This is a genomic window from Streptomyces naganishii JCM 4654, assembly GCF_014650575.1.
GTDB lineage: Bacteria > Actinomycetota > Actinomycetes > Streptomycetales > Streptomycetaceae > Streptomyces > Streptomyces naganishii.
The window spans coordinates 126,403-140,640 of record NZ_BMVF01000002.1 but is presented as its reverse complement, the minus strand read 5'-3'; the positions used below and the strand labels follow the sequence as shown (position 1 = coordinate 140,640).

Annotated in this window: 15 protein-coding genes; 2 read left to right on the top strand and 13 right to left on the bottom strand. The window is 70.7% G+C overall.

Features of this window, described 5'->3' with window-relative positions:
* Nucleotides 1-50: 50 nt before the first annotated feature.
* From IE217_RS03485 to IE217_RS03430, 12 genes are all read right to left on the bottom strand, one after another.
* A complete protein-coding gene (locus IE217_RS03485; protein WP_190176194.1) occupies nt 51-239 on the bottom strand; it encodes a helix-turn-helix transcriptional regulator in 189 nt (62 codons plus the stop codon).
* Between the two features lie 451 nt (nt 240-690).
* Nucleotides 691-2,166, bottom strand: coding sequence for an AICE element replication initiation protein (locus IE217_RS03480; RefSeq protein WP_190176193.1), 1,476 nt, complete (start codon nt 2,164-2,166; stop codon nt 691-693).
* A 2-nt stretch (nt 2,167-2,168) separates the two neighbouring features.
* The gene (locus IE217_RS03475; RefSeq protein WP_190176192.1) at nt 2,169-3,029 is read right to left on the bottom strand and encodes a bifunctional DNA primase/polymerase; all 861 of its coding nucleotides are present in this window, start codon (nt 3,027-3,029) and stop codon (nt 2,169-2,171) included.
* An 83-nt stretch (nt 3,030-3,112) separates the two neighbouring features.
* Nucleotides 3,113-3,634 (bottom strand): hypothetical protein, encoded by a 522-nt coding sequence (locus IE217_RS03470; RefSeq protein ID WP_229865007.1) that lies wholly within the window; start codon nt 3,632-3,634, stop codon nt 3,113-3,115.
* Between the two features lie 223 nt (nt 3,635-3,857).
* Complete coding sequence (locus tag IE217_RS03465) at nt 3,858-5,972, bottom strand: FtsK/SpoIIIE domain-containing protein (protein WP_190176191.1); 2,115 nt, start codon at nt 5,970-5,972, stop codon at nt 3,858-3,860.
* Nucleotide 5,973: 1 nt separating this feature from the next.
* On the bottom strand, nt 5,974-7,554 hold the full coding sequence (locus IE217_RS03460; RefSeq protein ID WP_190176190.1) for a hypothetical protein: 1,581 nt from the start codon (nt 7,552-7,554) through the stop codon (nt 5,974-5,976).
* A 78-nt stretch (nt 7,555-7,632) separates the two neighbouring features.
* On the bottom strand, nt 7,633-7,971 hold the full coding sequence (locus IE217_RS03455) for an RRQRL motif-containing zinc-binding protein (RefSeq protein ID WP_190176189.1): 339 nt from the start codon (nt 7,969-7,971) through the stop codon (nt 7,633-7,635).
* Entirely contained in the window at nt 7,971-8,978 is a 1,008-nt protein-coding gene (locus tag IE217_RS03450; protein ID WP_190176188.1) for a DUF2637 domain-containing protein, read from the bottom strand. Before IE217_RS03450 ends, IE217_RS03455 begins: the two co-directional genes overlap by 1 nt.
* Entirely contained in the window at nt 8,975-9,226 is a 252-nt protein-coding gene (locus IE217_RS03445) for a DUF6303 family protein (RefSeq protein ID WP_229865006.1), read from the bottom strand. The genes IE217_RS03450 and IE217_RS03445 overlap by 4 nt, the downstream gene beginning before the upstream one ends.
* Nucleotides 9,227-9,249: 23 nt before the next feature.
* Nucleotides 9,250-9,897 (bottom strand): GGDEF domain-containing protein, encoded by a 648-nt coding sequence (locus tag IE217_RS03440; protein ID WP_190176186.1) that lies wholly within the window; start codon nt 9,895-9,897, stop codon nt 9,250-9,252.
* Complete coding sequence (locus IE217_RS03435; protein ID WP_190176185.1) at nt 9,894-10,163, bottom strand: DUF6284 family protein; 270 nt, start codon at nt 10,161-10,163, stop codon at nt 9,894-9,896. Before IE217_RS03435 ends, IE217_RS03440 begins: the two co-directional genes overlap by 4 nt.
* An 86-nt stretch (nt 10,164-10,249) precedes the next feature.
* Nucleotides 10,250-10,405, bottom strand: a complete 156-nt coding sequence (locus IE217_RS03430) for a hypothetical protein (RefSeq protein WP_190176184.1) — start codon at nt 10,403-10,405, stop codon at nt 10,250-10,252.
* A gap of 523 nt (nt 10,406-10,928) precedes the next feature.
* On the opposite strand from IE217_RS03430, the gene IE217_RS03425 reads away from it, so the two are divergent.
* Both IE217_RS03425 and IE217_RS03420 read left to right on the top strand, forming a co-directional pair.
* Nucleotides 10,929-11,723, top strand: coding sequence for a GntR family transcriptional regulator (locus IE217_RS03425; protein ID WP_190176183.1), 795 nt, complete (start codon nt 10,929-10,931; stop codon nt 11,721-11,723).
* On the top strand, nt 11,720-12,385 hold the full coding sequence (locus IE217_RS03420) for a YdcF family protein (protein WP_190176182.1): 666 nt from the start codon (nt 11,720-11,722) through the stop codon (nt 12,383-12,385). The genes IE217_RS03425 and IE217_RS03420 overlap by 4 nt, the downstream gene beginning before the upstream one ends.
* 133 nt (nt 12,386-12,518) lie before the next feature.
* Here the strand turns inward: IE217_RS03420 and IE217_RS03415 are convergent, their stop codons facing one another.
* Nucleotides 12,519-12,665, bottom strand: coding sequence for a hypothetical protein (locus IE217_RS03415; protein WP_190176181.1), 147 nt, complete (start codon nt 12,663-12,665; stop codon nt 12,519-12,521).
* Nucleotides 12,666-14,238: the final 1,573 nt, after the last annotated feature.

Here is a 14,238-nt window from a genome sequence, read left to right as displayed (position 1 = left end):
ACGTGACGAGGGGCCCGCGCTCAGCGCGGGCCCCGTTGTAGCGGTGTGATCTATGCGGCGTGCTGCTCGCAGCGCTTCCACCAGGCGTCCAGGTCGGCGCGGCTGACACGGAGTTGGCCGTTGGGGAGCTTGCGGAGGCGGGGTGCTTGGCCGCGGGCGCGCATGCGGTAGAAGGCGGCGCGGCTCATGTCGATCTCTTCTAGGACTTCGGCGAGTTTGAGCATCTGGGGGCGTGCCACGGTCGTCTCCTTTTGAGGCTCTGGTCATGGCGGAGCACGTACCTGTCCGAGGTTCGGATTTCTGCGTCACAGCGTCACCTGCGTCATTCAGGCTCCTGACCTGCGGGAATCTGTGACGGAGCGCGATTGAGGTGCGTCACCGCCGCGTCACGCGCGTCACGGGGGGCGTGACGCAGGTGACGCAGGATGACGCAGACGGTCGGGCTCTGCGTCACGCCTGTTTCGGCTGGTCAGGGGCCGTTTTCCGTCGCGTGTGACGCAGGTGACGCAGCGTTCCCCTACTTAGGAAAAGAGGGGGGTGGTGTCTGTGGTTGTGCGCGGCTCAGAACGCGAAGAAGGAGCCGCTACGCGGCACGTCCTTCGGGCGGTGCTGCGCACCGAACAGCAAGAAGAGCACCCCCCGGCGCGTCGCCCGGGGTGCTCTTCTTGCTGGTGTGCGGTGACTTCGGGGTCAGAATGCAGGTGCCTGTTGCGGTCCGGGCGCCGGTGCGGGCTCGGTCAGCTCGATGTAGCGGGCTTCGCGGGTGCGTCCCCAGTCGACGACCAGGCCGCGTGCGGCGAGGGTGGGCTGAAGGCGCTTGAGCCGGTCGGAGAGCACCTTGCCGGTGGTTGGCCATCCCTTGGGCAGCGGGCGGCCCTCCTCGCCGCTGTAGAGCCGGGTGAGGAGGTGCAGCCACTCGGCGGACGTCATCCGCTCCTGTGCCCCGGGCTGCATGCCGGCCGCGTACTGCAACACGGTCTGCGCCAGCAGGTCCCCCTCGATAACGTCGTCATTGAGGTCGTCCAGCCCGGCCCGGTAGGCGCGCAGAGCTCCCAGCCCCATCGCTTCGTCGAGTTGCGCGCACAGGTGGGCGAAGTCCGCCATGCGCAGGTCGGTCGGCGTCTCCGCGGTGGCGGCGCGGACCTTGACGGTCAGGTCCAGCAGGGAGCCGAGCATGATGGGCAGGGCTTCGGCGTACTCCGCCCACAGCTCCGCTTCGGTGCGCCGCACCTTGGGCCGCTCCAGGCGCAGCGGGAGCAGTCGCTCGGCGAGGTCGGGCCGGATGACGCCGACGTCGATCCCGGTCAGGAGCAGGGGGCGGCGGTAGCGGGCGCGGAAGACGTCTCCATCGGTGAACAGGGCGCGCTTGACGCTCTCGGCTCCGGTGACGATGCAGCACATCGCGTCGGACAGGTCCGGGGTCATGTGGGAGAGGTTGTCGAGTGCGGTGACCCATCCCGCCGCGACGGCCGCGATCAGGTTGTCCTCGTCCTTCGGGGCCCGGCGCAGGTCGCCGGTCATACCCTCGATGAGCCGGATGAGCATCCGTCCGCCCGTGGACTTCCCCGCGCCCTGGGGGCCGGTGAGGAAGGGGGCGGGGACGGGCACGGAGGGTTCCAGGCAGCCGATGAGCCAGGCCATGGCCAGGCACTCGGTTTCGGCGCCTGCGAAGTTGCACAGCCTGAACAGCAGGTCGATGCCCTTGCCGTTGGTGTCCTTGGCGGGCAGGGGCAGTTCGCCGGTGAGCTGGGTGCGCCGCCAGCACACCTCGCTGGGGTCGGGGGTGCGGATGTCCCAGCCGGTGGGGTGGATGCGGACGGACTGTCCGTCGTTGCGGCCCAGGTCCAGCCAGGTGGCCCCGTCCAGGCCGGGGGCGACGCGGATGTGGACGGGCTGGACCTGCTCGGTGAGGGCGAGTGCTTCGATCAAGTCGAGTGCTTCCTTCATCGCGGTGCCGTTGAACGTGCCGAGCCCGTCTTTGAACAGGCCGACCATGAGTTCTTGGCGGTGGCTGCCGGTAGTGCCCTGTGAGCGGATGGGGCGGGCCACGGGGTGGCCCTTGCGCTGGGCGTAGACGGTGCCGTCGGCGGTGCGGAAGTAGCGGAAGCGCTCTTGGGCGTAGTCCGCGATGACCTTCCGGGCCGGGTTCTTGTCGTCGTCTTCCATGCTCACAGCCCCAACCGGGTGCGGGCGTTGATCCACGCTTCCGTGCAGTGCCGGGGTGTTTCGCCCTTGGCCTGCGCGGCGGCGAACAGCCGCGCCACGTGGGCGTCGGTGAGGCAGCCGCACCGGCCGTGCGTGGAGAGCACGGCCAGGAAGGTGCGGTAAACGGTGGCGTGCACCGCCTCGCTCGCGCCGGTGATGCGCTGCTCCGCCATGGCGATGCCACGCTCCAGGAACGCCGGCGTACGGTGGCGGCACTCACCGCCACCGGCCGGGGCGGGCGCCGTGGCCGCCTGCGACGAGGGGCGAGCCGGGGCGGGCTTGTTCGCGGCGAGAGCGCGTACGGCATCTGGCAGGAAGGCCATGATGCCGGTGCCGAACCCGAGCCACCGGGCGTAGGCCATGGTGGACTTGATGTCCACGCCCGGCCGGACCGCGTTCGCGGACTGCATCCGGCCGAGGTACAGCCAGTGCTCTCCCCGGGTAGTGGGCACAGCCTTGGTGGCGGGCAGATTCTCGCGGGCCCACGCGATCGCGTCGGCGTTGTCCAGGTCCACGACCGTCAGCCCCGCCCCGCCCGGGTGGTAGGCGACCGCCTCGGCTTGTAGCCACGCGCGGCGCCAGGGTCCAGAGCCAATGACGTGCGGGTCCGTGGTGGCGGCGGCCCAGCCGTGGCAGGGTCCTGGGCACGTGCAGGGGCCCGGGGTCTTCATGTTGGGTCGGCCGCCACAAGCGTTGTTGGCGCAGCGGCGGCAGTTACCGAACGGCACCTTCCCGGCTCGTAACGGCAGCACGGGCAGCCCGGAGGCTGCAAGGGAGAGAGCGGTACGCAGGTGCTCTCCCCGAATGTCGGTCGGTTGCGTCATGCTGGGAACCTCCACAGGTCAGTTAGTGGCAGGTGGACAAGGGCGGCCCGGTCTTTGGCGAGAGGGGGCCGCCTTTGGCGTTGTCAGCGGGTGAGGTTGTTGCGGTTGCGGGCGATCAGCCCGTACGCGGGGGCGGTGATCGTGTTGGTTTCCTGCCGGACGGGCCCGGAGTAGTGGTGGTGGGTCTCGGTGTGGCTGGCCTTGAGTGAGCGCACGGCCGATCCGATGGCGGCGGCGACCGCGGCCACCGCGGCGATCGGGAGGGTGACGAAGAGGACGCTGGTCAGCGTGACGGCGGCGAATCCCTGGCAGGCGAGCCAGATGCCGCAGCCGACGCCCACACACGTGGCGCCGACTCCGATGCCGGCGACGGCGGTGCCCGCGGCCCATGCCGGGACGATCCGGCTGTCGGGCTGGGGGACGGGCGGGGTGCTGCCGTAGGCGGGCAGCGGGGCGGTGTCCCGGTAGCGGGTGGGCATCTGTGGCACGGGCCGGTAGGCATCGGCGATGATGCGCTGTGCTTCGGCGGTTGCTTCCGCGTCGCTCATCCGCGGGTGCCAGGGGGCAGAGTCGGGGGTGCTCTCGGCGGGGGTGTCGGGGCGCACAACGGGGTCCCTTCAATGCGGCGGGCAGCCCCCCGCGTCGTGCGGGTGCTGCCCGTGCCTGCTTGTCGTGTCGCTTGTCGTGCGGCTTGTCGTCTGGCTTGTCGTCTGGCTTGTCGCTTGTCTTGTCTTGTCGCTTGTCGCCTTGCAGGTCACAAGCCGTTTCCGGGCCTCCAGGCCCGGCGCAGCGGCGTGTGTTCTGGCGGGGGTGACAAGCGACAAGTGATCAGCTCTCGGGCGGTTGCCCGGGGGCGTGGCGGCGGTGGACGTAGCGGGCTTTGGTGCCCTCCCCGACGCGTACCGCGGTGCCGTCCTGCGTCCAGGTCTTGAGCCAGCCCACGACCGTCTGACGGGTCGTGCCGTACTCGTCGGCCAGGGCGCGGGCGATCGCGGAGGCTCCGGTGCCCTCGGTGCCGGCGGCGAGCAGCAGCGCGAGCGCGGCTTGTTGGGCGGGGCTGTCCTGCTCCCCTCGCAGGGCCGACAGGTTCAGCCCGCCCGCAGCCGGCGGTGCCGTCTCGGCTGTCGGGGTGTGCGGGTCGGCGGCGGTGGCGAACTGAGCGTCGATCTGCTCGCGGAAGCGGCGCAGCATCTCGTCCTCTGGCGTGGCCTGCTCGGTGTTCGGCTCGCGCAGCGCGGACAGGCTCAGCCCGCCCCCGGCCGGGGTGGTGCCGGTGGTGTCGTCGGGGGTGCGGTCGAGCATCCATGCGGTGCGCTCGGCATCCCAGCGCCGGGCGTAGGCGGCCCCGGCCGCCTTGGCGGAGACCTCGTCCAGTACCGGGTGCCGGTCGGAGGTGGCGGCGATGATCTCGCGGATCTGGTTCGGGAGGATGCGCCAGGCCTTGAACAGCGCGGCCGGGGACTCCGGGGTGGCCATGAACCCGGCGCCCTTGTGCGGGGCCTGGTCCACGCGCAGCCCGCGCGAGCCGGGGAACATCTTCGACAGGTCCATGCCCTCGGTCTCACCGCCGGTCAGGGCGACGCGGACCTTGGCTTCCCGCCTGATCATGAGGTTGCTCAGCACGCTCCCGGTCGCCCCGAGGGCGGTCAGGACGGTGCGGATGCCTATGGCGCGGGCGATCCGGATGACCTCCAGGATCTTTTCCCCGAGCTTGCGGACCTGCCGGTCGGGGCTGGCCAGGATCTCCGCGCCCTCGTCGATGACCAGCATGATCTGGGGGATCTTCGGGCTGACGGGCAGTAGATCCGTGTTCGCGCGGGCGAGCACGTTTTGGTAGCCCATCTTGCGCTGCTTGGCGACCCTGACGGCGGTGTCCAGCATGGTCATGGCTTCGTCGAACGTCCCGGCGAGCCAGTCGATGCCAGGCCGGACGGGCGGGCCGTCTGCCGTGGTGATCTCCCCGTTGAGTGCCGGGAGGACCCAGGGCAGGCCGGCGGATCCGGCGTTGAGGTCGATCACCCAGGTCAGCACGTCCTCGGCGCGGGCGAACCCGGCCAGGATCGAGTGGACCAGGTTGGTCTTCCCCGAGCCGGTGGGCCCGACGATGAGGGCGCACTGTTCGCGCAGGTAGGCCCGGATCTCCTCGGCGTTGGTGCGGTAGCCCCACGGGATGCCGGTGTGCAGGGACAGCGGCCCGTATTCGGCCGGGTAGGTGCGCTCCTGTTCCAGCACGTTGAGGGTGGTCACGTCGACGATGACGCGGCCCTGGTGGATGCCGGGGGATGCGGTGGCGGTGCAGCCGTGCGGCAGGCGGGCGTCCGCGGACAGCCGCGGCGACTCGGCGGCAATCTTGTTCCAGGTGGCGCCGCCCGGCGGGAGTTCGGCGTCGATGGAGAATCCGGCCCCGGTCGGCCACTGCTCCACCCCCAGCACGCGCACGGTGATCCCGCACACTCGCTGGATGCGGTCCACCCATTCCGCGGCGATCGCCCGCCGCTCCGCGGACAACTCCCGCGCAATGGCCCGCTGCTCGGCCGCGATCGCCTCCTCCTCGCGGGCCTCTTCGTACAGGGCAGAGGATCGGGCGGCGGCGCCGATGCCGACGCCGATCGTGGCGAGCGAACCGAGCGCAGCCCACGTGAGAGGTCCGTGGGTCATGGCCCACGTGGTCCATCCCGCACCGACGAGCCAGGAAGCGGCGCGGGTGGCCAGGGTGCGGCCGGCGTTGCGCACGCGCAGCCCCACGACGGTGTGACCCAGGGCGCCGGCCGCACCCACGGCCAGGGCCCAACCGGGGGGCATGGCGGTTGCGGCGCCGGTGGTGGCGACGGCGAAGGCTCCGGTGGTGGCGGACAGGGCGCCGGTCACGGGTCCGTGACCGGCGGCCCAGTCCAGCACCGGGCCACTGCCGGCGTTCTGTTTGGCGGTGGCGGTGCTGCTCATCTCAGACGTTCCAGCCCTTCTCGGCCTCGTGGCCGTTGCGGGGGTCCTCGTGCCGGGCGATGTCCTGCGCGTGGGCCTGGCGGAACAGCGGGCCCATGTCCTCAGCGACCGCGACGGCGCTCATCAGGGCGCCGAAGATGTCGTTGAAGCCGTCCGCGACCTCCTTCTCCAGCGGGAACTCGCTGTCGGAGCGCTCGGCGAGGAGCTTCATGACGTTGGCCACGCTGGTCAGCGCGGCCGGGAGCCCCTCGACCATGGCGAGGATCTCCATGGCGTTGTCGGGGTCGTAGGAGTTGGCGGCCTGCTCCATCTCGGCCGCGACCTCTTCGAACCGGAAACCGGACACGCTCTCTCCTTCACTGATGGGATCGTTCGTGCTGGTGGGGACCTTGGCCGCGGGCCGCTGAACGCCGTCCGCGATACCGCCGGTTGTGTCCTCGGCGGCCTCCGCGTCGGCGGCGGCTTCCTGCTCGGCCTGCTCCTGGCGGATCTCGGCGTCACGCTCGGCGCGCTGCGCGGCCGCGACGCCGACCAACCGCCGGTACAGGCGGCGGCCGGGGTGGACCAGCCACGGGAGACGCAACTTGCGCCCGATCGGGCTCGTGATCAGTCCGAGCAGGCCGATCGGGAGGGCGAACAGGGCGGCGAGCAGGCGGCGGCCGTGGAAGCGGGCCGCGGACCGGCGCAGCGCCTTACGCGCCGCCTTGCGGGCGGGTGCCCTGCGCACGGCGGCGCGCTGCGCGGCCACCGTGCCGCCCGCCTTGGCGTCGCGCTTGGCACGCTGCTTGGCGATCGCCGCATCCCTCGCAGCCCGGGCCCTGCGCACCGCGCCGCCCAGCAGACGCCCGGCGGCGCTGCCGCGCTTGCCCAACCCGCCCTTGCCGGCTGCGGCTTTGGCGTTGCGGCGGGCATCGGCCACCGCACGGCGCGCGGCCGTGGTCTGCGCCCGCCGCTCGGCCCGGGACCCGGCCGCGGCCTTCTGGGAGCCTCGCAGGGCCCGGATCTGCCCGGCCCGGCCCGCGGCCTTGCCCGCGCCGCTGGCCGTCCGCTTGGACAGACCCTGACCAGCCTTGCCAGGGGACTTGGTGCCCGCTGCCGTGCTGCCGTGGCGGGCGGTCGGGCCGGTACGGCGGTGCTGGCCGGGAACGCTGCCCGACCGGCCGCCGGAGCGAGCGGCCCGCGACCCGGACGAACGACCGGCGCCGGATCGGCTGCCGCCTGCTCCTGTACCGCTGCGCAGGCCCGTGCTGCGGGCGGCGTTGCGGCCGGCCGCGCGGGCCGCAGTACGGCGGGCGTCGCGGCGGGCGTTGGGCGTGCGGGATCGGGCCGCGGCGACCGTCCCGAGGACCACGGCGCCGGTTGCGGCGACCATGGCGGCGATCGGGCCGCCGGCAAGGGACGCGGCGGCGACCATGCCCACGGTCGTGTTCGCCCCGGACAGGGCGAGCGGGACCACCGGCCAGCCGCCGGGCGTGTGGTCCACATCCGCGACGGGTGCGGCGGTGGTCTGCGGCTCGGGCGGCGGGGGCGGTGCGGTGGGAGCAGCCTCGACGGCTACCGGCTCAGTGCTGAGTTCCGTCATGCTGAGAGCACTCCTTTTGGGGAGTAGGGCCCGGCCGGTTGCTGTGGAAGGTGTTCGGCCGGGCCTGCCAACAGGGCTTCAAGCGGCGCACTGTTCCTCGGGAAAGGCGCAGGTGGCGCACATGCCGAGCGAGGGCGGGATGATGTATCCGGCATCCCGACCGCACTGGGGGCACCTGCGCCGGGCGGCGTTCGCTTTGGCCAGTGCCGCCCACTTCGCGGGCGTCATCGGCCGCACGGGCTTGGCCTGCTCGATCGAGTACAGGTAGGCGACCAGCGGGTCGCGGCGCCGCCGCGGACGCTCGATCTGGGCTGCCACGTCCTGACCGCCGGGGCGCAGGTTCATCGCCCTCAGCTGGCGGACCGTGGCCAAACCCTCCGGTGCCAGCCGCCACCGGTAGACAGGAATGCCGGCCATCAGTGGCTAGCGATCGCCAGCTCAGCGCCGCCCGAGCCGGGGGCGCGGTGTTCGGCGTAGCGGGCGGAGACCCAGCCGACCGACCAGCCGCACAACTCAGCCGCAGCCCGCACCGACAACTCCGCAGCGAAAGCTGCCGCTACGATCGCCCGCGCCTCTCCCTCTGGGAGCTTGCCCGCGGCCGGGCCACGAGCCAGCAGTGCGGCGCGTTCACGCGCGGCCTGCTCCTCGCGCTGCTGGCGTTCACGGCGTTCACGCTCGGCCCGCTCACGCTGCTCCCGCTCGGCCCGCTCGCGGGCTTGGCGTTCTTGGCGTTCACGCTCGCGCTGGAGGTGTTCATGCTCCCGCTCGCGGCGTTCACGCTCGGCCTGCTCGGCTCGCTCGCGGGCCTGTTCGTGCTCGCGTTCCTCGCGCCGCACGGCGGCTTCCCGCTCGGCCTGTTCACGGGCCATGCGGGCTTCGTGCTCACGCTGTTCACGGGCCAGCGCCGCGGCGTGCTCGCGTTCCTCACGCGCCCGGCGGGCGGCCTCCTCGCGCCGGGCGGTGGCCGCTTGCTCGCGGGCTTCCCGCTCGGCCTGCTGCCTGGCCTCCAGCGCCATGACCGCGGCGGTGATGGCCCGCCGGTAGGCGAGCCCCGTCTCGGCGGTGACGATCAGCAGCAGCGGGGCGACCGCGTGCACGGCCACGCCCACCAGGTCGCCTTTCAACGCGGAGTCGGCCACGTTGAGCGCCAGCGTCATGCAGCCGGTCATCCACCGCAGCACGACGGGCCACCTGCCGCCGTGTCCCCCGAGCCGGGCGAGCACCGCGTCCAGGCGGACCACGATGACCACCGCGGCGTCAACGACCAGCGGCAGGATCGGGGCCGTCCACGCCCACCTCGCGGGCGTGTGACCGGCCGCGAGCGGAGTCACGGTGAGGATCGAGTACAGCATCGCGCCCCCGACGATCAGCCACGTACCGGCCGACAACGCGCGTTCCGCTGAACGGATCTGAACGGTGTTCACGCCCCCACCGCCCGCACATGAACGGCGGCGATCAGCAGGACCGGCGAGGCGGGGTCGCCGGGGACTTCGCTGTCCTCGGTCCACTCCCACGCAGCGCCGGGCAGCGGCTCGAAGCCGAGCACGCTGAACGCGTTCACGCGCTGCGCGAGCGTGGGCACCGTGGCCGTGCCGAAGTTGTACTCGGGCCAGGGGTCGGTGGTGTTCAGCAGCACCACGTACAGGCGCCAGCGGCCCCGCCGCATGGACATCTGCGCAGTGAACGTGCCCGGCATCACGCAGCCTCCCCCCGGCTCGTTCCCGGGCGGCCCGTGCGGCGGCCGGCCGTGGTGGTGTGGGTGAGCGCAGGGCCCTCAGCGATGCGCCATCCACCCCCGGCGCGCTTGGCCTCGTACATGGCCTCATCCGCCCGCCGCAGCGCCAGAGACAGCGAAGCCACCGGCAGGTCCGAGGTCACACACGCACCGATCGACGCACCAACGGCCAGGTCACGCCCCGAGTAGCGAAACGGCGCAGTCACCGCACCGTGCAGACCGCCCAGCAGCCACGGCAGCGCCACCCGGTCCGTCACAGGCACGACGGCGGCGAACTCGTCCCCGCCCAGCCGGGCAGCCACGCTGCCACGCCGGCCGTTCAGGAAGCCCGTCAGGCTCATGGCCGTGACACGGATCGCCGCGTCTCCGGCCGCATGCCCGAACGCGTCGTTGAGCCCCTTGAACCCGTCCAGGTCCATCACGATCACGACGTGCTGACCACGGGCCAGCGCACGGTCAGCCCGCCTCTCGAACGCGGCCCGCGTCGGCAGACCCGACAGCGGGTCCCTGCGCGCGGCGGCCAGTCGGCGGCGCATCGTGACACCGTGCCACGCCCATCCCGAGGCGAGCGGTGCCACCGCAGCGAGCGCGGTCATGACGTCGTTCATGCCGCACCGCCCGCCATACCCGCGCTGGCCGTGCGGTTGGCCAGGTCCCGCCGGGCGGCGAGCACCCGGTGACGGGCCCGGCGCAGCCGGCGCGCGTCCAGCTCGCTCACCGGCCGGTCCAGCAGACAGATCCGCACGTCCAGCTCCTCGACCTCCGCCGCGATGAGCGGGAGCTCCCGCTCGATGGCGTCCAGCTCCGCGGCCGTGGGCTCGCGGTCGTACTCGTCAGCGGTAACAACCGCGTGAAGTGCACCGATGTGCTCCATGGGTCGTAGCTCCTTTGGCTGTACGGCCCGACAGCACCCTCCGGAGTAGCCGCTCCGGGGGGTGCGCCGTTCGTGGGTGGATGGGGTCAGCCGCGCTCGGGCGCGTGGCCGTAGGCGGCGTCCAGCTCCGCCGTGACGTTCTGGCACTGACCGGACGTGATCCGGTCGTAGACCTGCTCACCCCGCTCGACGTTCTCCGGGGCGGTCAGGTCGGTCGACTCCTGCGCGTTTTCGCCGGTCATGCGGTCTCCTGCCGTGGTTGTGGATGACGGAACCGGCCGGCGGACCGGCCCCGGCTCCCCGCACTCCCGCCCGTACGCCCTCGCGCAGTGCGCGGAACGGACGGACGGGAGAGGCAGCCGGCCGCAGCGTTGGCGCTGCGAGACCAGGGGTGGACCGCGCTACGGCACTGGCGCCGCCGGCCGGTCCACCACGGCGACGCCCAAAGCTGTCGTTGACGCATCAGAACTCCTGAAGATCGAAAGGAAGGGGAAACGCACTGCAAGGGGGCTCTTTCGTCCCCACCCTCCGGCCGTTGCTCGCGGTCACCGGGCCACCTCGCCAGTCGGGCCGAAGCCCTGATCTCTGGCCTTAACGGGCGGTCTTGCAGCGTCATCCGCCCTACGTTCGGACAGCCCAAATAGGACCCTCCGCACTCGCTGTCCTGGGACTGCGAGCCGCCGAGCAAGACAATGGCGCACAGTCCCAGGACTGTCAACAGTCCTGGGACTGTGTTTCACTGGTCCCTGTCGAGAGGAGGGCTGCATGGCGCCCAAATGGCGGGAGCTTGCGGACCGGCTGGCCGAACAGATCCGGAACGGCCAGTACGCGCCCGGTAGTCAGTTGCCGCAGATCAGAGAGCTGGTAGAGGCAGGTGAAGGCTCGAAGTCCACAGTCCATGCGGCCTACAAAGCGCTGGAAGCCGAGGGCCTGGTCACCTCGTCACGGGGACACGGCACGGTCGTGCGCGAGCGCACCCCGCTCAAGCGGCTCGGCATCGCTCGGTACGACAAGGCCAAGTGGCGGGACGGAGACGAAGTCGCGTTCATCGCGGACCGAGTGGCGTCCGGGCGCGCGTACAAGCGCAACGAGCAGACGCAGACCGTCAGCCGGGTGAAGGCGCCGGTCGTCGTCGCCAAAGCGCACGGTCTGCCGGAAGGTGCCGAGGTCTACGCACGTGCACGCGTGGTCAAGGAAGGCTCACAGCCGACGCACACACTGACCAGCTACTACCGTCCCGAGCACGTGGAAGGCACGCGCATCGTCGACCCGACGCCGGGCCCCGCCGGCCGGGGCGGAGGCTTTCGGGTCCTGTATGACGCCGGATACGAGATCGACCACATGCAGGAGACGCTGTTCGCTCGCATCCCCACGGCGGACGAAGCCCAGCTCCTCCAGCTCGCGCCCGGCGAGTGGGTGGTAGAGCTGCACCGGACGACCTACACGGCGGACGGCACCGTGGTGGAATTCGCCATCGGTGTCCATGCGGCGACACGCTTCTCATGGACCTACGACTTCAAGGTCCCCGACTCAGCGAAAGCGGAGGGCGAGAGCAAGTGATCTCAGCACAGGCATGGGCCGACGCTCAGCGGCTCTGGGACTTCCAGCAGATGGGGCACGAACTGCACCCATGCTCTGTCGCGATCGGACTCGGCAGTCATGACCTCGGAGTCGCGGACACAACCGCCGCTCTCTACCACCGGGGCATGATGCCGCTCATCGTCTTCACCGGGGCGACCAGCCGGACGACGCGCGACCGCATGCCGCGCGGCGAGGCTGAGCACTACCGCGAGCGGGCGATGGAGCTGGGGGTGCCGGCCGATGCGATCCTCGTTGAGCCGCGGGCCCGGAATACCGGAGAGAACATCCGCTTCTCCCGCGCGCTGCTCGAGGAACGCCGCGTCTCTGTGTCATCCGTCCTGCTGATCAGCAAGCCGTACGAGGAACGACGGGCCTACGCGACCGCACGCAAGCTGTGGCCCGAAGTCGAGTGGCTCAGTGCCTCCACCCCCATGTCCCTGACCGAGTACGTCGATTCCATCGGGGACGCTCGCCTAGTGATCGACATGTTGGTCGGCGCCCAACAACGACTCATGGTCTACCCGCAGCAGGGATTCATGATCGAGGAGTGCATCCCCTATGACGTGACCGCAGCGTACGAGCGCCTGCGAGACGGCGGCTTCACGAGCCGGCTCGTGCCAGACGCCGCGGAACGAGGGTGACGCTGCTGCACTGCTCCCTGCGGGCGGCCCACAACGCTGCATCAAGAGACTAGGAGCAGGTCAGGCGATCGGACGTTCAGGCAGGGGCTGGCCCCGAACGCTCGTCTGCGTCCGGGGCTCAAGACATGCTCTTCTACTTGTCCTGGCTCGCGTGCCCGCCCCCGTCGGGGCCTACGAAAGTGGGCGAGGGGCGGCGGATGAGGATGACCGCGGACGTGACGGTCGTGCCGGCCACGGTGGCCAGGGCGGTGGCCTCGTCGGGCATGACAAGGCCCGTCATGAGGCACGCACCGAGAGCAAAACCGGCGGTCGAGACGCCTCCGGCAATGAGGAGATTCCGCTTCCGCGGAGTGACGCTCGTCTCCTTCTTCTGGCGCGTGCAGAGTCCGTCGTTACAGTGGGCCACGGGTACGGCCCCTTTCTAGGTGTCGCGACAATGCCCGGCGGCCCCCTGTTAGAGCAGGGGGCCGCAGTCGTGCCAGAGGGCAGACTGCGGCCAAAGGCCAGTGGGAGCACCCCCGTTGGGCGCTGGAGCAATTGGCTCACCGTGGGGCTCAGGGAAGCAAGCAACGTGTGCTGCGCCACAAATGCTGCGTGACCGGTACCACCATCGGCGTGTCGGCGCTTTATTAACGCCGTAACGGACAAATGGGGCCTCGCGCCTTGGGGGATTCACGTGCGGCGATGCGAGGTACGCCCGAATCGTCCCGCTCTTAGCATTGAATTGCCAATACGTCAATCGTGATCTTAACGCGCGGGTGCAGTGTGTGACCGACATCACTAATCCTACCCTTCCAGGTCAGCACTCCCGCGCCTCAGTGCACCCCTACCTGTAGAGAGTGATTTAGGTCTCACTACACTGAGCAGTGAGAGTGATTTACATCACGCGTAACCCTTGCCGCATGTCCGCTATTAGCCTATTTAGTACGGTCGTTAATATATCGTTAGCGTCGGCGGCTGAGAAAATGTCACCGGGAACAAGGCTATTGACGGCAGCGCCATACGTGATTTGCCGCGACGTCGAGGTTCGGGTGCGGTCTTAATGGCTACCGAGTCCGGCACGGTGCACTCTCGACTTGTGAACATGGGCCAACCAGGCACCTCATCCTGACGCCTGCATGACCCACACCGCACGGGTTAGTGAGCACCAGGGTGGTGAGCGACCAGGTGTCCCCCTGGCAGGTGCTCACGGGGCGCGCTCGCGCGCAAGTACGCCAACTCATGTGCCAACAGCAGCGCACAAACACGGACTACTCCGACCCCTCGGCCTACCCCATGCTCAGGGCCCAGCGCTCCAGGTCACAGCCTGAAAAGCGGAAGGTCGCCGGCTTGCCCCCGGCGCCAGGAACGACAGCCCTACCTGCGTAGGGCGCGAGTGTCGGCACCCACGTTCAAGCAGGCCCGCGCCTCAGCGTAGCCAGATCCGCTGGCGGGTGGGCTTCGCCAGAGAACCGATCCAGCGTCACTTCCTTTGGGCAGAAGAGGTGTTCTGTTGCCGCGCACAGCGCGGCGGCGCCGGCCGGTCGCCGCCGCGCCGCCCCTCCTTGCCTTCGTCACTGGGGCCGCGCGCCGTCGCCCGTCCGCGCCCACAAGGGGCGAAGACCAGGCCGGGATATGGGTGAGACGGCCCAGCCGAAGTCAGAACAGTGCCTCCGGCGGGGATGGGCCGGCACCGGGAGGGCGGGGGCGCGTACCCGCCCGCGGGTCCGTTGTGGTGTGCGCGGGGAGATTCCCATCCCGTCCGCCGTCGACCCAGACAGAGCCGAGCAGTCGCGGCCCATGGTGTCCAGGCCGTTCGTACAGCGGTGCGCTCCACCTGGACGCCATGGACCACGCCCGCTGCACGGTGTGTG